Origin of the sequence: Streptomyces sp. NPDC051822 (genome assembly GCF_044452745.1) — a bacterium.
Lineage (GTDB): Bacteria > Actinomycetota > Actinomycetes > Streptomycetales > Streptomycetaceae > Streptomyces.
The window spans coordinates 15,780-36,679 of the sequence record NZ_JBITBZ010000005.1 but is presented as its reverse complement, the minus strand read 5'-3'; the positions used below and the strand labels follow the sequence as shown (position 1 = coordinate 36,679).

The 20,900-nt window shown below is 73.1% G+C and carries 16 protein-coding genes, 2 tRNA genes, 1 pseudogene and 1 riboswitch; of the genes and pseudogenes, 14 read left to right on the top strand and 5 right to left on the bottom strand.

Translation table 11 applies throughout. From position 1 onward, the window contains the following. From ACIA8N_RS17505 to ACIA8N_RS17485, 5 genes and pseudogenes are all read left to right on the top strand, one after another. A pseudogene (locus ACIA8N_RS17505) lies at positions 1 to 311 on the top strand (RNA helicase); the annotation flags it as partial. 265 nt (positions 312 to 576) lie between these two features. Beyond that, positions 577 to 3,672 carry an FG-GAP-like repeat-containing protein gene (locus tag ACIA8N_RS17500; protein ID WP_365776367.1) on the top strand — a complete coding sequence of 1,032 codons (3,096 nt, stop codon included), beginning with the start codon at positions 577 to 579 and terminating at the stop codon, positions 3,670 to 3,672. A 187-nt stretch (positions 3,673 to 3,859) separates the two neighbouring features. Further along, positions 3,860 to 3,933, top strand: a tRNA-Lys gene (locus tag ACIA8N_RS17495). Between the two features lie 326 nt (positions 3,934 to 4,259). Then, positions 4,260 to 5,723, top strand: coding sequence for a diacylglycerol kinase family protein (locus ACIA8N_RS17490; protein WP_365776365.1), 1,464 nt, complete (start codon positions 4,260 to 4,262; stop codon positions 5,721 to 5,723). Next, positions 5,720 to 6,352 (top strand): phosphatase PAP2 family protein, encoded by a 633-nt coding sequence (locus ACIA8N_RS17485; protein ID WP_365776363.1) that lies wholly within the window; start codon positions 5,720 to 5,722, stop codon positions 6,350 to 6,352. Before ACIA8N_RS17490 ends, ACIA8N_RS17485 begins: the two co-directional genes overlap by 4 nt. 7 nt (positions 6,353 to 6,359) lie before the next feature. On the opposite strand, the gene sigJ is transcribed toward ACIA8N_RS17485, so the two are convergent. Continuing rightward, the gene (gene sigJ / locus ACIA8N_RS17480; protein WP_365776360.1) at positions 6,360 to 7,265 is read right to left on the bottom strand and encodes an RNA polymerase sigma factor SigJ; all 906 of its coding nucleotides are present in this window, start codon (positions 7,263 to 7,265) and stop codon (positions 6,360 to 6,362) included. Positions 7,266 to 7,496: 231 nt separating this feature from the next. Here sigJ and ACIA8N_RS17475 point away from each other — a divergent pair, with 231 nt between their 5' ends. From ACIA8N_RS17475 to ACIA8N_RS17435, 9 genes are all read left to right on the top strand, one after another. Beyond that, positions 7,497 to 8,000: a rhodanese-like domain-containing protein gene (locus ACIA8N_RS17475; protein WP_399416609.1), complete on the top strand. Its 504-nt coding sequence runs from the start codon at positions 7,497 to 7,499 to the stop codon at positions 7,998 to 8,000. Positions 8,001 to 8,053: 53 nt separating this feature from the next. Next, a tRNA-Met gene (locus tag ACIA8N_RS17470) sits at positions 8,054 to 8,127 on the top strand. 141 nt (positions 8,128 to 8,268) lie between these two features. Next, complete coding sequence (locus tag ACIA8N_RS17465; protein WP_365776358.1) at positions 8,269 to 9,009, top strand: MerR family transcriptional regulator; 741 nt, start codon at positions 8,269 to 8,271, stop codon at positions 9,007 to 9,009. Positions 9,010 to 9,120: 111 nt separating this feature from the next. Continuing rightward, positions 9,121 to 9,501 (top strand): hypothetical protein, encoded by a 381-nt coding sequence (locus ACIA8N_RS17460; protein WP_365776356.1) that lies wholly within the window; start codon positions 9,121 to 9,123, stop codon positions 9,499 to 9,501. 59 nt (positions 9,502 to 9,560) lie between these two features. Then, positions 9,561 to 10,601: a PLP-dependent cysteine synthase family protein gene (locus ACIA8N_RS17455; protein WP_365776354.1), complete on the top strand. Its 1,041-nt coding sequence runs from the start codon at positions 9,561 to 9,563 to the stop codon at positions 10,599 to 10,601. After that, positions 10,598 to 11,818, top strand: a complete 1,221-nt coding sequence (locus ACIA8N_RS17450) for an MFS transporter (RefSeq protein WP_365776352.1) — start codon at positions 10,598 to 10,600, stop codon at positions 11,816 to 11,818. The genes ACIA8N_RS17455 and ACIA8N_RS17450 overlap by 4 nt, the downstream gene beginning before the upstream one ends. Positions 11,819 to 11,999: 181 nt before the next feature. Further along, the gene (locus ACIA8N_RS17445) at positions 12,000 to 13,214 is read left to right on the top strand and encodes a PP2C family protein-serine/threonine phosphatase (protein ID WP_365776350.1); all 1,215 of its coding nucleotides are present in this window, start codon (positions 12,000 to 12,002) and stop codon (positions 13,212 to 13,214) included. A 201-nt stretch (positions 13,215 to 13,415) separates the two neighbouring features. Beyond that, positions 13,416 to 13,562, top strand: a riboswitch (cyclic di-AMP (ydaO/yuaA leader). A gap of 11 nt (positions 13,563 to 13,573) precedes the next feature. Continuing rightward, positions 13,574 to 14,713: a M23 family metallopeptidase gene (locus ACIA8N_RS17440; protein ID WP_365776348.1), complete on the top strand. Its 1,140-nt coding sequence runs from the start codon at positions 13,574 to 13,576 to the stop codon at positions 14,711 to 14,713. 50 nt (positions 14,714 to 14,763) lie between these two features. Continuing rightward, entirely contained in the window at positions 14,764 to 15,714 is a 951-nt protein-coding gene (locus ACIA8N_RS17435) for an aldo/keto reductase (protein WP_365776346.1), read from the top strand. A gap of 22 nt (positions 15,715 to 15,736) precedes the next feature. Here the strand turns inward: ACIA8N_RS17435 and ACIA8N_RS17430 are convergent, their stop codons facing one another. From ACIA8N_RS17430 to ACIA8N_RS17415, 4 genes are all read right to left on the bottom strand, one after another. Continuing rightward, a complete protein-coding gene (locus tag ACIA8N_RS17430; RefSeq protein ID WP_365776344.1) occupies positions 15,737 to 17,068 on the bottom strand; it encodes a PrsW family intramembrane metalloprotease in 1,332 nt (443 codons plus the stop codon). A gap of 56 nt (positions 17,069 to 17,124) precedes the next feature. After that, a complete protein-coding gene (gene trmB / locus ACIA8N_RS17425) occupies positions 17,125 to 17,919 on the bottom strand; it encodes a tRNA (guanosine(46)-N7)-methyltransferase TrmB (RefSeq protein WP_365776341.1) in 795 nt (264 codons plus the stop codon). Positions 17,920 to 18,063: 144 nt separating this feature from the next. Beyond that, entirely contained in the window at positions 18,064 to 19,248 is a 1,185-nt protein-coding gene (gene lhgO / locus ACIA8N_RS17420) for an L-2-hydroxyglutarate oxidase (RefSeq protein ID WP_365776339.1), read from the bottom strand. A 104-nt stretch (positions 19,249 to 19,352) separates the two neighbouring features. Then, positions 19,353 to 20,795, bottom strand: a complete 1,443-nt coding sequence (locus ACIA8N_RS17415; RefSeq protein WP_365776337.1) for an MFS transporter — start codon at positions 20,793 to 20,795, stop codon at positions 19,353 to 19,355. Positions 20,796 to 20,900: the final 105 nt, after the last annotated feature.

Here is a 20,900-nt window from a genome sequence, read left to right as displayed (position 1 = left end):
GTGGCGACCGTGGCGGCTTCCGCCGTGACGACCGTCCCTCCGGTGGCTTCAACCGTGACGACCGTGGCGGCCGCTCCTTCGAGCGTCGCGACAACGACCGTCCGGCCGGCGGCCACCGCGGCAGCGACCGTCCGTTCAACCGCGACCGTCGTGACGACCGTCCGGCGACCGGCGGCTTCCGTCCGGCCGGCGGCGACCGCCCGTACGGCCGTCGTGACGACCACCGCGGCACCGGCTCGACCGGTTCCGCCGGCGGCGGCTCCTCCTTCGGCCGCCGTGACGACAAGCCGCGCTGGAAGCGCAACGGCTGATCCGCAGTGAGCAGCCGGCAGCCACGGAGCTGACGGCCGGCGACTGAACGGACCTCAGGGCCCGCCCCGCACTTCGGTGCCGGAGCGGGCCCTGAGGCGTTTCCGTACATGCGCCCCTGAGTCGTACTCGCGTGCGACGGAGGGGATACGCTCAGGCCGTTGACGTGGTGAGGAGCGCCGGCCAGGGGGCCCGGCGGAGGCTCCTCCCCGTATCCCGCACATCAGGTTGCCCTGGGGAGGGACCTCTTTGTCTCGTTTCGCACGCGTGCGGCGTCCCCGCGCGCGTATCGCCGTCCTCGCCACCGCGCTCGTCGCCACGGCGGTCGGCCTCTCACCCGCCGTCGTCGCCCAGGCCTCGCCGGTCGTCGGCGTGGACCAGATGGACATCGCGCCCAACTGGCGGGCCCTGCCCCGGCAGCAGACCGTCACCGCCGTCGGCCCCACGGGGTACGTGCACGAGACGGAGGACCCCGACCGGTCGTACGGCGGGGAACTGGAGTGGACGGACTTCACCGACCCCGCGAAGAACACCGGACTGGGCTACGACAAGGGAGCCGTGCCCTTCGCCAAGTCGGGCAACGGCGGACGCTATCTGTACGTCGAGCCGGGCCTCGGCCTCCACGCCGTCCGTGACCTGGAGACCGGCACCGAGCGGCCGTTCGACATCCCCACCGACACGAGTTACGTGGGCCTCGTCGGCGACGTCCTGCTCTTCCGGCAGGGCGCATCCGCCGCGACGGGCACGAGCGGCGGCTACCACCTGGTGCGCGCCGACGACCCGAACGGGACCCGCACGCCCGTCACCGGCTGGCCCGCGGACGCCAACTTGGAACAGGCGCAGCTCGCGGCCGGCGACGGCTCCACGGCCGTCCTCCGCTTCGCCCGGGGCGTCGACCCGAACGCGTACGGCTTCTCCGACCTCGGCCTCGTCGACCCGGTCACCGGACGGATGACCGTGATCCCCGCGCCCACCGCGACGGGCAACGCGCCCGTGGCACCGGTGGCGCTGAGCCCCGACCGGATCGCCTGGATCGACGGCAGCCGCACGGTCCACATCCGCGAGCGCGCCGCGCTCACCGGCCCCGAGCGGACCGTCGTCCTCCCCGAAGGACTGAGCACGGCCCGCATCGCCCTGGCCGGCGACTGGGTCCTCGCCCTCGGCCAGGTCCCCGGCATCGGCGCGTCCCTGCAGCGCAAGCTCGTCGCGCTGCACCCCGACAAGCCCGCGCAGACCCTTCTGACGGGTGCCGAAGCGGAACTCACCCAGATCGCGGGCGGAGGCGTGGCCGTCGTCGGCGGCAGCTCCGCCACCGACTGGTCCCTCCTCAAGGCCGTCCCGGCGAAGGACGGCGGCGCCCCGGTCCTGGAGAAGCTGCGCCGTGTGGAGCCGATTCCGGCCGGGGTGGCGTCGCTCGCCCTCGGCGCGGGCCGGCTCTCCACCCTGGAGCTGAGCACCTCGAAGGGCAGCGGCTTCTACGGAAGGACGCTGCCCGTCGGGCCGATGCACACCGGCGATCCGCAGCCGGAGTGGGCGGGGGCCGAGTCGAAGCGGCTGCGGAACACCACGCCGCTGTTCGACAGCGGGGACGGCCGTACGGTCTATCTGGCCCAGGACGACTTCAAGCCGCTGGAGGTCACCGCCCGTACCTCCACCGGTCAGGTGAGCCGGGTGTCCACCGGCGAGACGGACGGCCGGATCGTCGACGCCTTCGGCCCGCGGGCGGTCTTCACGGGACGGGGAAAAACGCTCGTCGTCGACCTCGACGCGCAGACCGTCGTCCGCGAGCAGCCGCAGACGGCGGCGGCCCTCTGGGGCGCCACCCTGTACGCGGGCACGGCCACGGCGGGCGAGGTGGCGCGTACCGACCTGGCCACCGGCAAGGACCTCGGTAAGGTCACGACCGGCGCGGCGTGCGTCCCGACGGAGCTTCAGGCGGCTGCCGGGCGCTGGCTGTACTGGGGATGCGGGCCGACCCAGCAGCGGGGCGTGATCGACCTCAGGACGGGCACGAAGGTGCCGTTGTCCCTGGGAGCGGCCGACGGGGCCCTGCTCGGTGACGGCTACGTCGTCGACCGGGACTCCGACGCGTACCTCCGGCTCACCGACCTCACCTCCAAGGACTCTTCGGGCAAGCCCGTGGTGCGCAGGCTCGTCGACTCCGAACCGGTCGGCGGCGCCCGCCGCGAGTACTGGACCGTCGACCGCTTCGGCGGGGCGGTCGCGTACAAGGACCGCCACGACCTCCTCCACGTGGTGTGGCCCGGCGTTCCCACCTCCGACCTCACCGCCGCCTCGGCGAAGGTGCCGGCCAGCATGCGGCCGCAGGACGGCTGGAAGGCCTCCTGGGCGCTCTCCAAGCCCGCGTCGATCTGGCAGCTGACACTGCGCGACCGGTTCTCCGGAGCCGTGATCCGCACGCTCGGGGCGTACGAGACCCGGGGCCGCGTCGACGTCTCGTGGGACGGCAGGACGGCGGCGGGCCAGACCGTCGTGAACGGCACGTACTCCTGGCACCTGGCGGCCGGCACGGCCGACGGGCAGGGCAGGGACCTCTCCCTGACCGGCACGATCTCGGTCACCGGCGGCAAGCCCGCCTGGCGGGACATGGCCGGGAACGACACGCAGGGCGACCTCCTGGCGATGGACACGGCGGGTCTGGTGTCCCTGTACAAGGGCAACGGGTTCGGTGGCTTCGCGCCGCGGATCGCGGGCACGGGCACGGCGTTCGCGACCACGTCCGTCCTGGTGCCGTACGGCGACGTCAACAGCGACGGCTGCGCGGACGTCCTCGCCCGCGTGGGCGACCAGCTGCGGGCCTACCGGCCGGGCTGCGGGAAGGTGGTCTCGGCCTCCTCGCCGTACACGCTGATCGGTTCGGGCTGGGGACAGTACGACGTCCTGACGTCCCCGGGCGACGCGAACGGCGACGGGTTCACCGACCTGATCGCACGCCAGACGTCGACCGGTGACATGTACTTCTACGCCGGTACGGCCGACCACCGGGTGAAGAGCCGGGTGCGGATCGGCACCAACTGGAAGCTGTACAAGAAGATCGTCGGCGCCGGGGACATCAACCGGGACGGGCGCGGCGACCTGCTGGGCGTCGACGCGGACGGCGGGCTGTGGCGCTACTACGGCACGGCGACCGGCGGCGTGACGGCACGGGTGAAGATCGGCACCGGCTGGGGGATCTACTCGTCCGTGGCGGGCGTCGGCGACATCTCGGGCGACGGCTGCCCGGACCTGGTCGGCCGAGACAGCGCGGGCCGGCTGTACAGCTACGACGCCACCTGCGGCGGCGCGTACCGCTCCCGCTTCCTGATCGGCGGCGGCTGGAACACCTTCAAGTCCCTGTTCTGACCGCGGGAACCCTCCCGCCCCACCGCGGGCCCGGCCACGTCGCCCGGGCCCGCGGCCCGGCACCCGGCACGGCGCACCGCGAGGCTCACCGCACGCGCAGCGCGAGGCACACCGGCGCGGCCCGTGTCGGATACCCGATCGGTTCGGGGAATCTCTCGGGCTATGCTGCACGGGTGTGCTTGTCCACGGGCCGTTAGCTCAATTGGTCAGAGCAGCGGACTTTTAATCCGTTGGTTGTGGGTTCGAGTCCCACACGGCCTACGTGTGGCAGGGGAGGGGAAACCCTCTGACCTGCAGGGGAGCGCCCCGACCGGTTCCGACCGGTCGGGGCGCTCCGTCGTTCCCGGCCGGATGCCCGTGGGTCTGTGCCTTCCCCGTGCCCGGCGCCGGACGCCGGACGGGCATGGGTGAACTCCTGGCAGAGTTGAGCCCGTTGGGCAAGGGAAGCCTGATCCTGACCGCGGTCCGGCGGGTCATGACTCGCCTGGCGGTCACTCTGGTTCGGGCATCCTTGCGGGCGCGGTTCGCGTCACTCTGGACGAACCTGGAACGTGGCGGCGAGCTCGGAGGTGGGGACGGTGACGGTGATGGTGAGTGGGTCCGGTGATCCGGTGGCGGGAGCCCGGCGGCTGGCCAGGGGGGCGCTGGCCGCGGCGGCCGCCGCCGTGTTGTTCCTGCTGACCGGCCTCGGCCACGGCGGGATGGTGGTCCTGCTGAGCGGGGTCGTGGGGCTGGTCTGTTCGGCCGCGGGGATCTGGTGGTTCCTCGCCCACCGCGGGCTGCTGCGGGTGTTCGGCGGGCTGCTCGCCGTCGGCGCGCCGGTCGCGGTGCTCACCCTGTACATCGTCGGGGGCCTCTGGCTGACCGCGCTCGTGGCCCTCGGCCTGTGGGGCGTGGCGCTCTTCTGCGCGCGGGCCGCCCTGCGCCGGCCCGTGAGCGAGCGGGAACCGACGCGTACGCGCGGGGAGCGGCGGCCCCGGCCGCGCCGGCCCGTGCTGATCATGAACCCCAAGTCCGGGGGCGGGAAGGTCGCCCGGTTCGGGCTCGTCGAGCGCGCCGAGAAGCTGGGCGCCCGGGTCGTCCTCCTCGACACGTCCGCCGAGACCGATGTCACCGCGCTCGCCCGCGAGGCGGTGTCCGAGGGCGCCGACCTGCTCGGTGTGGCCGGCGGCGACGGTACGCAGGCCCTCGTCGCCGCCGTGGCCGCCGAGTACGACCTGCCGTTCCTCGTCGTCTCGGCGGGCACCCGTAACCACTTCGCCCTCGACCTGGGCCTCGACCGCAACGACCCCGCGAGCTGTCTGGACGCTCTCGTCGACGGCGAGGAACTCCGGGTCGACCTGGGCTCGGTCTCCGGGCGGCCCTTCGTCAACACGGTGTCCTTCGGCGTGTACGCCGATGTCGTCCAGCACCCGGACTACCGCGACGCGAAGGCGGGCACCGCGCTGGACCTCCTGCCCGATCTGCTCCAGGGCGGTGAGGGCGACCGCCTCGACGCGATCGCCGACGACCGCCGGCTGCCCGCCCAGCAGGCGCTCCTGGTCAGCAACAACCCGTACGCGGCACCCGATCCGTTCGCTGCCTCCGCCGCCCGGAGACCGCAGCTCGACGGGGGTGAGCTGGGGGTGATCGCCATCCGGGTCGACGGGGCGGCCCAGGCCGCGGAACTGGCCGTACGGGGCACCCAGGCGGCCGGTCTGAACGTCCTCACGGCCGCCCGGGTCGAGGTGACGGGGAAGTCCGTGGGGGCGGGGGGCGGCGATGCCGGTTCCGGTTCCGGTTCCAGCCCCGGATCCGGCTCTGGTTCCGGCACCAGCTCCGGTTCCGGTGGGGCCAGTGGGAGGAGCGGGGCCCGTGATCTCATTCCCGTCGCCGTCGACGGTGAGGCGCTGATCCTGCCCACCCCCGTCGTCTGTACCCTCCGCCCCGGCGCCCTCCGGGTCCTCGTGCCCCGTCACCGGCCCGGCGTCATCGAGCCCCAGCCGCCCATGGACTGGCGGCGCATCACCCGACTGGCCTTCCACCATCCCTCCCCGAGGAGCGGCACATGACGGAAACGAGCACCACGAGCACCACGACCACCACGGGCCCCCTGAGGGGCGTCCTCAAGGACCTCCGGGCGATGGACGGGGCCGTGTACGCCGCCGTGGCCGCCACCCCCACACCCACGCTCGACACCGGGCTCCGCAGGCTCTCGCACACGGCCGACCACTCCAAGATCTCGTTCGCCCTGGCGGCGGGGCTCGCCCTCGTCCCCGGCCGGCCGCGCCGGGCGGCCCTCGCCGGGGTCGGGGCCATCGCCGTGGCCTCCGCCGCGGCGAACCTGCTGGGCAAGCGTCTGGTGCGCCGTCAGCGGCCGGACCGCGAGGCGGCCCGGGTGGTGGCGGGCCGTCACGTGCCGATGCCCGACTCGGCCTCGTTCCCCTCGGGCCACACCGCGTCGGCGGTCGCCTTCGCCACCGCCGTGGGGGTGGTGCTGCCGCCGGCCGCCGTTCCCCTGCAGGTCCTGGCGATGGCCGTGGGCTACTCCCGGGTCCACACCGGGGTGCACTACCCGGGCGACGTCGCGGCCGGCGCCGTACTCGGCATGGCGAGCGCCGTCGTCTCCCTGGCGGCCGGAGCCTCCTTGGCGGCCGCCAGGGGGACGTCGGCCGTCGGGACGGCCGGCCGCAGGGCGTGAGAGGGCGTCAGTAGGTCGCCCTCGCCAGGTCCTCCTCCGAGAGGGCGAGCGTGGCGAGCCGCTCCGGGTCCGCCAGGATCTCGAGCCCGACGATCCGGTCCCCGGCGATCGTGAACGACATGAGCACGGCCGGACGTCCGTCGACGACCGACAGGTACGCGGGCGCGCCGTTGACCACGACCGGCAGCGCGGCTTGCTTGAACTTCGCGTACATGAGGGCCTGCGCGATGACGGCCTCCGCGCCCCTGACGATCTTCGAGACGGCCGCGAGGGTCCTGCCGCCGTCCGCACGCAGCACCACGTCCGGGTCCAGGACCGCGAGCAGCCCCTCGAAGTCACCGCCGCGCGACGCGGCGAGGAAGGCGTCGGCGATCTCCCGCTGTCTGCGCGCGCCGGGCCCGGCGGCCGGGGTGGCGTCCCGCACCCGTCGGCGGGCGCGGCTGGCGAGCTGGCGGGTGGCGGCCGGGGTTCGGTCCACGACTTCGGCGATCTCGTCGAAGGTGACGGCGAACATGTCGTGCAGGACGAACGCGAGCCGCTCGGCCGGAGACAGCGTCTCCAGGACGACGAGGAGGGCGAGGCCGACGGACTCGGTCAGCTCGGCGGCGTGTTCGGGGTCGGTGCCGTCGACGACCCGGACGACCGGGTCGGGGACGTGGTACTCCAGCGGGTCCTCGCGGCGCGAGCCGCGGGAGCGCAGCATGTCGAGGCAGACGCGGCCGACGACCGTGGTCAGCCAGCCGCTGAGGTTCTCCACCGCGCTGACGTCGCTGCGGCTGAGCTTGAACCAGGCCTCCTGGACGGCGTCCTCGGCCTCGCCGAGCGAGCCGAGCATCCGGTAGGCCACCGCCCTGAGGTGGCCCCGGTCGGCCTCGAAGCGCCGGGCGAGGAGTTCCTTGTCGTGGTGGTCCATGCGTCGATCTCCCCGTTCGCGGCCCGTCATGCCGTCATGCCGTCATGTCCTCATGACGGATGGAATCCCGCCCATGTGACACGTCCGTGGCGGCGTTCGGCGGCTCATTCAGTCCCGAGACGTGAGATCCATGCCGTCTCGCGGAGGGCGCCGGGGATTCCCCGGCCGATGGCCAGGACCGCCGTGGATCGACACTTCAACGCCCGGTCCCTCGTCCGTAGATTGATCACCATGACGACGACAACGACGCAGCTCAACCCGGTCAACGCCGTACTCCGCACCCCGCCGGCCTCTCCCGCCGCGGCGGCGGCCTACTTCTCCGCGAGCCTCGCCTTCCACGCCGACGTCTCGGATGTGGCCTCCGCGCTCGCCGCCGCTGCGGCTGACGGCACCGACCCCGGCTTCGTGGTGCTCGACTCCCGGTCGACCGCGTCCTGGGACCAGGGGCACGTCCCCGGTGCGATCCACCTGCCGACCGCGCTCGTCCCCGAGCAGGCGGAGCAGCTGCTCGACCGGTCCGTGCCGGTCGTCACGTACTGCTGGGGCCCCGGCTGCAACGGCGCCACGCGCTCCGCGCTCGCCCTCGCCGAGCTGGGCTTCCAGGTGAAGGAGATGCTCGGCGGCTTCGAGTACTGGGTGCGCGAGGGCTTCGCGTACGAGACCTGGGAGGGGCCCGCCGAGAAGGCCGCGGACCCGCTCACCGCACCCGTCGACTCCGACGACTGCGGTTGCTGACGTAAACCGATTTCGTGATTGCCCCGCCCGTAGCGTAGAGTCAGGTTTACCGACGCGGGGTGGAGCAGCTCGGTAGCTCGCTGGGCTCATAACCCAGAGGTCGCAGGTTCAAATCCTGTCCCCGCTACTCAGTAGCAAACGAAGGCCCGGATCCAGTCACTGGATCCGGGCCTTCGTCGTATGCCCCGTGTGCCCCCAGCGACGTGCCCCCGCGTGGCGTCGCTCGGCGCTTGACCTTGACGCGACGTCAAGATTTAGCGTTCTCGGTATGGAGTGGTCGATCCAAGAGATCGCCAAGAAGGCCGGCACCACCAGCCGCACCCTCCGGCACTACGGAGAGCGCGGACTGCTGGAGCCGAGCCGGATCGGCGCGAACGGTTACCGGTACTACGACCAGGCGGCGCTCGTGCGGCTGCAGCGGATCCTGCTGCTGCGCGAGCTGGGGCTCTCGTTGTCCGCCATCGCCGAGGTCCTCGCGGGGCAGCGGGACACGACCGCCGCCCTCCGCACCCATCTCGCCCTCCTGGAGCAGGAGCGCGAGCGCATCGGACGCCGGATCGCGTCCGTGCGGACCACTCTCCACAAGACCGAGAACGGAGAAGAACTCATGGCCGACGAAGTGTTCGACGGTTTCGACCACACGGTGTACGAGGAGGAGGTGTCCGAGCGCTGGGGCCGCGACGCGTACGAGAAGGGTGACCGCTGGTGGCGGTCGCTCGACGCCGACCGGAAGAAGGCGTTCATGGACGAGCAGGCCGGCATCGCCCGCGACTTCGCGCGGGCGCTGAAGGACGGCCTGGCGGCCGGCAGCGAGGAGGTGCAGGCGATCGCGCGGCGCCAGGTCGACTGGCTGTCGCACACCACGGCCCCGAGCAAGGAGTACGTGATCGGCCTCGGCCGGATGTACGTCGACGACCCGCGCTTCACCGCGAACTACGACAAGCACGGGGAGGGGACCGCGGTCCTCGTCCGGGACGCGCTGGAGATCTACGCGGAGCGGAACCTGTAGGCAGCCGCCCCCGCGGCACCCGCGGCAAGCACTGCCCGAAGTAAACGGTGGCCGAATCCGGGCCCACGTCTTTGCGGAGCCACACTTCCCCACCGTAGTCTCACGCGCACCATGAGTGACGAGCGTGTGAGCGATGTGAACCGGCGGGCGCCCGCCGTTCTCGTCCTGCTCGCGCTCCTCGCCCTCCTCGTGAGCGTCTGCCACGGCTCCCACGGGCACGTCCTGCCCACCCCTTACGGCACGACCACCGTCTCCGCCCCCGCGCTGCCGCACGGCTGCGAGCGGTCCGGCGAGGCGTGGTCCTTCGACGCGCACCTCCCCGCGCAGAGCGCCGCCTCGCAGCTCGCCGTGCCGGACGCCGGCGGAGCCGTGACCCTGCCGTACGAAGCGGACCACCGCACCGATCCCCGCGCGCGCTGCGTACGGGGCAGGGCGGGGCCCGGCCCCGAGCCGGGCCGTCTGCTGATCGCCCTCGGAGTGGACCGGAACTGAACCGGGTCCCGCCCTCGCGTGACCAGGTCTTTTTCGCGTACCACCCCAAGGACGTCCCCATGAACAACCTGCTGTCCGGCAGCAAGACGCCCGCCGCCGAGCAGACCGTCGGCAACACCCCCGTCCTGTGGACGGACGACGGCTACTGGGCCAAGCTCGAAGGCTTCAACTTCGGCGGCATCAAGGACCGCGCCGCCCTCTACATGGTCGAGCAGGCCCGCCGCCGCGGTGAGCTGCGGCCCGGCGCCCCGATCGTCGAGTCGACCTCCGGGACCCTCGGTCTCGGCCTCGCCCTCGCCGGTGTCCTCCACGGGCATCCGGTGCACGTCGTCACCGACCCCGGTCTCGAACCGATCGTCGAGCGGATGCTCGTCGCCCACGGTGCCCAGGTCCACGTCGTACGCGAGCCGAGCGCGCTCGGCGGCTGGCAGCAGGCCCGGATGGACCGGGTCGCCGAGCTGCTCGCGGGGCTCGACGGGGCCTGGTGGCCCAACCAGTACGGGAACCCCGACAACCCCGACGCGTACGCCGGGCTCGCCGCCGAACTGTCCGGGCAGCTCGACCGGATCGACGTCCTCGTCTGCGCGGTCGGCACCGGGGGCCACTCGGCCGGGATCTCCCGGGCCCTGCGCGCCACCAGCAGCCCCGCCCTCGAACTGGTCGGCGTCGACTCCGTCGGGTCGACCGTCTTCGGCCTGCCCGCCGGGGAGCGGCTGATGCGCGGGCTCGGCTCGTCCATCCACCCGGGCAACGTGGACCACGGGGCCTTCGACGAGGTCCACTGGGTGGGTCCCGCGGAGGCGGTACGGGCGGCCCGCCGACTGGCCTCGCGCCAGTTCGCGACCGGGGGCTGGAGCGTGGGCGCGGTCGCGCTCGTCGCCGGGTGGCTGGCCCGTACCCGGCCGCGCGGGACGCGGATCGCGGCCGTCTTCCCCGACGGGCCGCAGCGGTACTTCGACACCGTCTTCAACGACGAGTTCTGCTCGGCGCACGGCCTTCTCGACGGGCCCGTACGAGAGGACCCGGCCGGGTACGAGGCGGGCGCGCCCGTCGAGGGCTGGACCCGCAAGGCCATGGACCGGGCGGGGCTGGGCCGTTGAGCACCACGACGGCCGCTCCCCGGGGCGGGGTGTGGAAGCGGAGCCGTACCTTCGAACCGGCCGTACGGCTCCTCTTCCTCAACCAGCTCACCATCAACCTCGGCTTCTACATGCTGATGCCGTACCTGGCCGCGCACCTCGCGGACGGGCTCGGCATGGCGGCCTGGGCCGTCGGCCTCGTCCTCGGCGCCCGGAACCTGTCCCAGCAGGGCATGTTCCTCGTCGGCGGGGCGCTCGCCGACCGGCTCGGCTTCAAGCCGCTCATCGTCGCCGGCTGTGCGCTGCGGACGGCCGGCTTCGGAGCCCTCGCGTTCGCCCAGTCGCTGCCGATGCTGATCGCCGCCTCGCTCGCGACCGGTCTCGCGGGGGCGCTGTTCAACCCCGCCGTGCGGGCCTGCCTCGCCGCGGAGGCCGGAGAGGAGAGGAGGGTCGAGGCCTTCGCGCTGTTCAACGTGTACTACCAGGCGGGCATCCTCCTCGGGCCGCTCCTCGGGGTGGCCCTGACAGGGGTGTCGTTCCGGCTGACGTGCCTGGTGGCGGCGGTGCTGTTCGCCGTCCTCACCCTCGTACAGCTCCGGTACATGCCCGTACGGGGAGGGGGGACGGCGCCGACGGGGGATGAGCGTGGCCAGTTCCGTACGGTGCTCGCGCACCGCACCTTCTGGCTGTTCTCGCTCGCGATGACCGGCTCGTACGTCCTGTCCTTCCAGGTCTATCTGGCGCTGCCGCTCGCGGCGGGCGGCACAGGGCTCACGACCGCCCTGTTCGTCGTCTCGGCCCTCGTCGCGCTCGTCGGGCAGCTGCGGATCACGGCCTGGTGCAGGCGCCGGCTGAGCCGGGAACGGTGTCTGGTCCTCGGGCTCGGTCTGATGGGCGGGGCCTTCCTGCTCCCGGCGGCCCTGGGCAGGGGCCCGGTGGGGCTGCTGCTGTGCGCGGCGGTGCTGGCCGTCGGGAACGCGGTGCTCTACCCGTACGAGATGGACACCGTCGTGGCCCTGTCCCGGGGGCGCTGGGTGGCCACCCACTACGGGCTCTACAACACGGTGTGCGGGATCGGGATCACCCTCGGGAACCTGGGGACGGGCGTGCTGCTCGACGTAGCCGGCTGGTCGGCGGTGCCATGGCTGGTGCTGTGCGCGGTCGGTCTGGGGTGCGCAGCCGCGATGGCCCTCCTGGCGCGGGGCGGGCGCCTCGCGGAGGGGGCGACGAAGGACTGAGCCCTCCGCTGCGAGGGGCTGAGCCCTCCGGGGCGGAGGACTCAGCCCTCACCTTCAGGGGGCCGCCGCCCGGTCCGTACGCCAGTCGGCCCCGTGGGAGTCGCCGCCCCCCGCGGCGGCGGCCACCCTTGAAGGGCGCGGTGCGGACCGCGGCCGGTACGGACCGGGCAGGAGAGCACAGGTGGGGCACCCCCTAGGAACGGTCGGCGGTGGGCGGCGGCGGGACGGCGAGGGCCGCCGGTCGTACGGGCGGGCCCGGCGGTTCATCCGCGCCCTGCCGCCCCTGGTGATCGCCGGCGGGGTCGTGTTCGACCTGTCTACCCCGCCCGCGTACACCGCGGCTCCGCTCTTCTCCGCGGCCCCGCTGATCGCCGCGCCGTTCTTCTCCACGCTCACGACGCTCCTCACCGGGATCGCCGCCGTCCTCGCCTCCGTCGGGCTGCATCTCTACAACGGCACCGCCGCCGAGATCCCGACCCTCACCGAGACCCTGACCGTCCTCACCGTGTCCGCGCTCGCCCTCCTCATCAGCCGGGTCGTGCGCCGCAGCGGCGAGCGGCTCGCCTCGGCGCGGGTCATCGCGGAGACCGCGCAGAAGGCCGTGCTCCCGACGCCCGCCGAGCGGATCGGCGGGCTGCAGTGCGCGGCTCGTTACGAGGCGGCGCAAGCGGACGCGTTCATCGGCGGCGACCTGTTCGCCGTCCAGGACACCCCCTACGGGGTGCGGCTCGTGGTCGGCGACGTCCGGGGCAAGGGCATGGAGGCGGTCGAGGCCGTCGCCGTCGTCATCGGCGCCTTCCGCGAGGCGGCCGAGCAGGAGCGGAGCCTGGAGGGTGTGGCGCAGCGCCTCGAACGGGCGCTTGCCCGCGAGGGCACCCGGCGCGACGGGCTCGACGCCTTCGAGGGGTTCACCACCGCCGTCCTTGCCGAGATCCCGCGCGGCGACGGGAACGGCACCTTCGACGGTTTCGTAAGGGTCGTCAACCGCGGGCACCCGCCCCCGCTGATGCTGTACGCCGACGGGCGCCTGGACACGCTCGAACCGACCGAGTCGGCGCTGCCCCTCGGCATGGGCGATCTGGCGACGTGGCCGGACCGGGCCGAGGGGCGGCCGTACCCGCCGGGCGCGACGCTGCTCTTCTACACCGACGGCCTCTCGGAGGCGCGGAACGCGGCGGGTGTCTTCTACGACCCGGGGGAGCGCCTCGCCGGCCGGATCTTCCCGGGGCCCGAGGAACTGCTCGACGCGCTCGTGGACGACGTACGGCTGCACACGGGCGGCGGGTCCACGGACGACATGGCGCTCCTCGCGCTGAGCCGCCCCGCGGCGGGGCAGCCGGAGCGGCGCCGGACGATGCCGGTGGTGCCGCCGAACGGATCCCGTCACGGGCCGTAGTCGACAGGTGTCCCTGCGATAACAATTGACTCAACGTCAGGTCGCGGCGGTTTGCGTGGCCGTTGTTGAAGGGGGGTCAACTCGGGCTATTCTCCCCCAATTCAATGAATGATCAAGAGGAACGGCTTGGAATAGGGACCCCCTGTCTATTAACGTTCGATAACGCAGTGCGGTCGTCCCAGCCGTCGCAAGAGGCGGCACCGTGCGCACGCGCCGAATCCTGAAAAGGAACCGGGGAACCACTACTTGGGGTGAATCGGGCCCGTCGCACCTGTGCGAACGTGCCCGTAGGAGACCTTCCTGCTCCGAACCCGTCAGCTAACCCGGTAGGCGAGAAGGAAGGAAAGGAGCGCGCCCTAGTGGCGTCCAACACTCCCGTACCCGAAGCCCCCTTCGATGCCTTCGGTGGTGGTGCGGGTCCCGCCGCCGCCCCGGACACCGAGTGGAACCCCAGCGAGGAGTCCCTCCGCGCCCAGAGCCGCTCCGGCGGCCGGCACCGGGTCGTCAAGCAGCGCTCCAACTTCGCACGCTCCTCCACCGTCCTCGGCGTCGGCGTCATCGCGGCCGTCGGCGCGGGCGGCCTCGCCACCGCGCAGGACAAGCCGCCGGTCGCCATATCGCTCCCGGACCTCCCGGACCTCGGCCTGCCGGACGCCCACGACCTCCCCGGCGTCGGCGACCTCCTTCCCGACTCGGACGCGGAGATGGAGACCGCGAGCGCGGCGGGCTCCAACCCGAACCCGCTCACCGCCGCCACGTACACCACGCCCGACACCGAGCAGGGCGCCACGGCAGGGCAGGCCGAGGCCACCGCCCTCACCGCCGGCACCGCCGACGCGGGCGAGGCCCTGCGCGCCCGCATCCTCCAGCAGGCCGAGCAGCAGCAGGCCTCCGCCGACGCCGCCGACATGGCCGCGGCGGAGAAGGCGGCTGCCGAGAAGGCCGCCGCGGAGGCCGCGGCCAAGGCCGACGCCGCGGAGAAGGCGGCCGCGGAGGCCGAGGCGGAGGCCAAGGCCAAGGCCGAAGCGGAGGCCAAGGCGAAGGCGGAGGCGGAAGCCCGGGCGAAGACCGAGGCCGAGCGCCTCGCCCAGCTCGCCGCGAGCTACTCGATGCCGCTCTCCTCGTACTCCCTCACCGCCACCTACATGCAGTCCGGCTCGATGTGGTCCTCCGGCTACCACACGGGCCTCGACTTCGCCGCCCCCACCGGCACCCCGCTCAAGGCGGTCCACGGCGCCACCGTGAAGTCGGCCGGCTGGTCCGGCTCCTACGGCTACCGGATCGTCCTGGAGCTGGAGGACGGCACCGAGGTCTGGTACTGCCACCTGTCGTCCATGACGGTCGGCGTCGGCCAGACCGTGGGCACCGGCGAGACGATCGGCCGCGTCGGCGCCACCGGCAACGTCTCCGGCGCCCACCTCCACATGGAGGTCCACACGCCCGGCGGCGACGGCATCGACCCGGCGTCCTGGCTCCGCTCCAAGGGCCTCACGGTCTGACCGGTTCACGTCGCGGAATAGCTCCGGCGGCGGAGAGAGTTGACCGACTCATGACCTCTCTCCGCCCGCTGGGCAGCTCGGACCTCCACGTCTTCCCCCTCGCCCTGGGCGGCAACGTCTTCGGGTGGACCGCCGACGAGGCGCAGTCCTTCGCCGTCCTCGACGCCTACGCCGCCGCCGGCGGCAACTTCGTCGACTCCGCCGACGTCTACTCCGCCTGGGCCGAAGGCAACGAGGGCGGCGAGTCCGAGACCGTCATCGGCCGCTGGCTCGCCTCCCGCGGCAACCGCGCCGACATCGTCGTCGCCACCAAGGTCGGCGCCCACCCCCGCTTCAAAGGGCTCTCCGCCACGACCATCAAGGCCGGCGCGGAGGAGTCGCTGCGCCGCCTCGGCACGGACCACATCGACCTCTACTACACGCACTTCGACGACGAGTCGGTCCCCGTCGAGGAGATCGTCACCGCTCTCGACCAGCTCGTGAAGGACGGCAAGGTGCGGGCGGTCGCCGCCTCCAACATCTCCCCCGAGCGGCTCCGCGCCTCCCTCGACTTCGCCGAGACCGAGGGCCTGGCCCGGTACGTGGCCCTCCAGCCGCACTACAACCTGGTCTCCCGCGAGACCTATGAGGGCCCCCTCCAGGAGACCGTCGATCAGTCCGGGCTCTCCGCCGTCCCGTACTACGGGCTCGCGTCCGGCTTCCTCACCGGCAAGTACCGCCCCGGCACCGCCGTCGACAGCGCCCGGGCCGCCGGAGCCGGCAAGCACCTGGACAGCGAGCGGGGCCGGGCCGTGCTCTCCGCCCTCGACGCGGTCGCCGAGGCGCACGAGGCGGAACCCGCCTCCGTCGCCCTCGCCTGGCTCGCGTCCCGCCCGACCGTCGTCGCGCCGATCGCCTCGGCGCGTACGGTCGAGCAGCTCCCCGCCCTGATCGCGTCCGCCCGCCTCACCCTGACGGAGACCGAGCTGACCCTCCTGACGGAGGCGTCGAACACGCCTTAGGACCTGTCTCTCGGATCAGGCCCTAACTCCGGTACGGGTTGTAGCCGCCGTAGTCCAGGTACTGCGGCGGCGCCCACACCCGGCCCGTCGCCCTGGCCGCGTACGTGAGCGAGGGCGAGGCCACCTCACGGCGCTGCCACAGATGGTGCAGCAGCTCCCGCTCCCGGGCCGGGAAGTCGGGTCCCGCCGTGCCGCGCCTGGCCCGGTCCCGCAGGAAGGCCAGCGTCGTCGCGAACGACTCGTACTCGCCGACCGTCCGCGCGGCCGCCGGGCCGTACGTCCTGGCGGCGAACGAACGGGCCATCTCACGGGCCCGCATCGAGGACAGCGCCAGCGGCTCGGCGGGGGAGAGCCAGCCGGCCTCCGCGTACGCCGGGAGCTCCCCGGATATCGTGCGCAGCTCCCGCTGCCGGCTCCACACCGCGAGCCAGGTCAGCAGGCCGAAGGCCGGGACCATGAGCGCCCCGTACACCGCGTAGAAGGCCCACGGGCCACCGAAGGTGGCGGAGCCGTTCCACGCGGCGTGCAGGCCCATGGAGAGCAGCAGCCCCGCGAGCGGCAGGAGCACCTTCCGGACCCGCTTCCCGCGCGGGGCGAGCGCGGCGAGGCCGAAGCCGATGCCGGTGAGCACGGTGAAGAGCGGGTGCGCGAACGGCGACATCACGACCCGTACGAAGAAGGTCCCGGCCGTCACCATGCCGATGCCGGAGGAGCCGAACTCCTGGTCCTCGCCGAAGGCGTTGCCGAGATAGAGGATGTTCTCGGTGAAGGCGAAGCCGGTCGCCGTGAAGCCGGCGAAGACGACCCCGTCGACGAGACCGCCGAAGTGGCGGCGGCGGAAGAGGAAGAGCAGCAGGATCGCGACGGCCTTCGCGCTCTCCTCCACCACCGGCGCGACGACCGTGGCACCGAGGTTGTCGGCCGAGTGCGGGTCGGCGGTCGCCGTCGCGATCCAGCGGATCGCGAAGGTGTTCGCCAGGATCGCGACGAGGGCGGCGGCGAAGGCGCCCCAGGCGAAGGCGAACAGCAGGTTCTTCCAGGGGCCCGGCTCGACCCGGTCGAGCCAGCGGAACGCCGCCATCAGCAGCGGTACGGGAAGTACGGCGAGGCCAAGACCCACCAGGAAGCCCTCGGTGCCGGTCTGCTCGCGGACCAGGCCCAGGATGACGAGGGCGCAGATCGCGAGCACGGTGACGAGGGCGACGGCCCGGACCACCCGGCTGCGCCAGAAGGCCCGCCGTGGCCGGTAGCGCCACTGGGACCGGTCGGCGGCGGCGCCGAAGGCCGGCTCCTCGGCGTCCCTGAGCGGGACGGGAGCGGCTTCCGGCTGGTCGGCGGGGACGGATTTCGACACGTGAGCGACCCTAACGACCCCCACCGACACCGGGCGACGGAGTTACCCGATCTCGGTCACTTCCGACGGAAGAGGAGGTCGTGCACGACATGGCCCTTGTCCAGGCCCTGCCCCTCGAAGCGGGTGAGGGGCCGGAAGGACGGGCGGGGCGTGTAACCGCCGTCGGCCTGGGTGTTCTCGAAGTCCGGATGGGCGGAGAGCACCTCCAGCATCTGTTCGGCGTACTCCTCCCAGTCCGTGGCGCAGTGCAGCACGGCCCCGGGCTTCATCCGGGTCGCGAGGAGAGTGAGGAACTCGGCCTGGATGAGCCGCCGCTTGTGGTGGCGGGCCTTGGGCCACGGGTCGGGGAAGTAGACCCGGCAGCCGTCGAGGGCGTCGGGGGCGAGCATCTCGCGGAGCAGGATGATCGCGTCGCCGTTGGCGACCCGGACGTTGGTCAGGCCGTTCCGGTCGGCGAGACCGAGCAGATTCCCCTGGCCGGGCGTGTGGACGTCCACGGCGAGGATGCCGGTGCCGGGGTCGGCGGCGGCCATCTGCGCGGTCGCCTCGCCCATGCCGAAGCCGATCTCCAGGACGACCGGGAGACCGTCGAACATCTTGCCGAGGTCGAGGACGCTCTTGCCGTCGATGTCGAGGCCCCAGTCGGGCCACCGCTTCAGCATCGCCTCGGCCTGACCGGTGGTGACGCGGCTGCGGCGCGGCTGGAAGCTGCGGATCCGGCGCTCGTGGTGGGACCCGGCGGGATCGGGCAGGGGCCCTTCACCGGGGGCGAACCTCCGACTGCCCCGCTGCGCGACGGGCTGGGCGGGGTCGGCGGCGGGGTGCGGGGTGTTCTCAGGCTGCTCAGACACAATGCCCCCGATTCTACGGTGGGCCCGGGCGGGGGCGCGCGGTCCGAGGTCCGACCGGCGGGGGCACGGGGTACGGCCGGCGGGGCGCGGCGTACGGGCCGGGGTAATCGGCCTGCGAGGGCACGGCGTGCGGGTTGGGGCGCGCTACAGCAGGGCCAGTGCCCGCCCCGCCACCTCCCGGCCGATCGGCAGGGACGCCGTCGCCGCGGGCGAGGGCGCGTTCAGGACGTGGACCGTCCGCGCCCCCTCACGGATGAGGAAGTCGTCGACGAGCGTCCCGTCCCGCAGCACCGCCTGGGCCCTGACTCCGGCCGCCGCCGGGCGCAGGTCGGACTCCTCCACCACCGGAAGCAGCCGCCGCACCGCCTCCGTGAAGGCCCGCTTCGACAGCGACCGGTGCAGCTCTCCCGCCCCGTACCGCCAGTGCGCGCGGGCGATGGCCCAGGAGCCGGGCCACGCCAGCGTGCCGGCCAGCTCGCGCGGCCGGACGACGGACCAGCCGTATCCCTCGCGGGCGAGCGCGGGGACCGCGTTCGGCCCGATGTGGACTCCGCCGTCGATGCCCCGCGTCAGATGCACCCCGAGGAACGGGAACGCCGGGTCCGGCACCGGATAGACCAGGCCCCGCACGAGCGAGGGGTCCGCCAGCTCGTAGTACTCGCCCCGGAAGGGGACGATCCGCATGCCCGGGTCGTCGCCCGCGAGCCGTGCGATCCGGTCGCAGTGCAGTCCCGCGCAGTTCACCAGGACCCGCGCCCGCACCACCCGGCCGTCGGCCGTCCGCACGGCGACGCCCCACGGCCGCCGGTCGATCACGGTGACCTCCGCGCCGTACAGGATCCGGGCGCCCGAGGCCTCGGCGAGCCGGGCGGAGACCGCCCCGTAGTCGCAGATGCCGGTCGTGCCGACGTGGATCGCCGCCAGGCCCCGTACCCGCGGCTCGTACTCGCTGATCTGCGCCGGCCCGAGCTCGCGCACCGGGATGCCGTTCTCCCTGCCGCGCTGCACGAGCGCGTGCAGCCGGGGCAGCTCCTCGCGCGCGGTGGCGACGACCAGCTTGCCCGTCACCTCGTACGGAATGCCCCACTCCGCGCAGAACTTGACCATCTCGGCCGCGCCCTCGACCGCGAAGCGCGCCTTGAGCGAACCCGGCCGGTAGTAGATCCCGCTGTGGATCACGCCGCTGTTGCGCCCCGTCTGGTGGCGCGCGAGGGCGTGCTCCTTCTCCAGGACCGTGACCCGCGTGCCGGGAGCGGCGCGCGTCAGCGCGTACGCCGTCGACAGACCGACGATCCCGCCGCCGATCACCAGCACGTCACAGTCAAACACCAGAGCCACCTCCCACCCCCGATAGTGCACTGGCCCACTGACAATCCCGTGAAACCTCGCGCGACATCACGAGACGCAGGTCACGTGCGGGGGGAGGGCCGGCGTCACGCCGGGGCGACGAGCAGCGGCCTGGCCCGCTCCCGCAGCTCCATGACGCGCGGCTCGTCCCCGTACGGTTCGAGCCGGTGCAGCAGATCCCGTACGTACTCCGTCGTCCGCGCAGAGGAGATCCGGCCCGCCACCTCCACCGCGCGCGTACCCGCCGCGCAGGCCGCGTCCAGGTTGCCCGACTCCAGCTCGGCGACGGCGGAGACCACGAGCCGCAGCCCGTGCGAGCGGACGAACTCCTCGGTCGGCCGCAGGAGCGCCTGCTCGGTGAAGCGCCGCACCTCGTGGGGCGCCTTCAGGTCGCGGTAGCACTCCGCGGCGTCGGCGCAGAACCGGTCGTACGAGTAGAAGCCCAGCCAGGTCGGGTCGCCGTCCCCGTCCCGTGAGCGCTCCAGCCAGCCTTCGGCGGACTTCAGCGCGGCCGCGGCGGCGACCCCGTCACCGGCCTTCGCGTGCGCGCGTGCCTCGACGAGCCGGAAGAAGGACATGGTCCGGGCGGTGGCGAGGCCGCGGTTCCGTTCGAGCGCGGCCTGGGCGAGGTCCACGCCCTCGTCGGCGAAGCCCCGGTAGGTCGCCTGGAGGGACATCGAGGCCAGGACGTAGCCGCCGAGGGGGACGTCGGCGGCGGCGCGGGCGAGCCGCAGGGCCTGGATGTAGTAGCGCTGGGCGGCCTCCTGCTGTCCGGTGTCGAAGGCCATCCAGCCGGCGAGCCGGGTGAGCTCGGCGGTCGCGCCGAACAGGGCCCGGCCGACCTCGTCGGAGTACGAGGCGAGGAGGAGCGGCGCGGCGTCCACCCGTAAGCACTCGGGGACCATGGAGGAGCGCCAGTCCCCGCCGCCGTACTTGGAGTCCCAGCGGCGCGCGTCCTCCGCGGCCTCGCGGAGTTTCGCGACGTCGCTGTGGCCCACGCGCGTGTGCTCCGTGACGGCGGCGGCCGCGATGCCGCCCGCCGGGCGGGGGGCGTCCCGCTCCACCGACGGGTCGGCGGGGGTTATCAGCCAGCGGGACGCGGGCGTCGCGTACGCGCTCACCGCGAAGGATCCGGCGAGCGACTGCCAGATCCCGCCCCCGCCGGCCCGGCGCCCGGCGAGATCCAGCCGGTACAGATCGGTGGCCGAGCGCACCGCCTCGCCCACGTCGCGCGGGAAGGCGAGCCCCACCTCGGGGGCCGGGTCGGCGTCGGCGAGCCCGATCTCGTGCAGCGGCACGGGACGGCCGAGCTTCTGCCCGATCGCGGCGGCGATCAGGTGCGGGGCGGCGCCCTGGGGCACCATGCCCTTCGACACCCATCGGGCGACGGAGGTCTTGTCGTAACGAAGCGTCAGTCCACGCTGCGTTCCGAGGTCGTTGACGCGCCGGGCGAGCCCGGCGTTGCTGATTCCCGCGAGGGCGAGAACCGTGCCGAGCTTTTCGTTCGGCCCGCGTTGCTCCCTGGACATGACGCCACCCCTCGACAACACAGACGGCCGCCACGACGCCGGGCATAGGCGTGCGGCATTCGTAAACACAGCGTAGTTCGCCGCATCCCTACCGTTAAGGGGCGG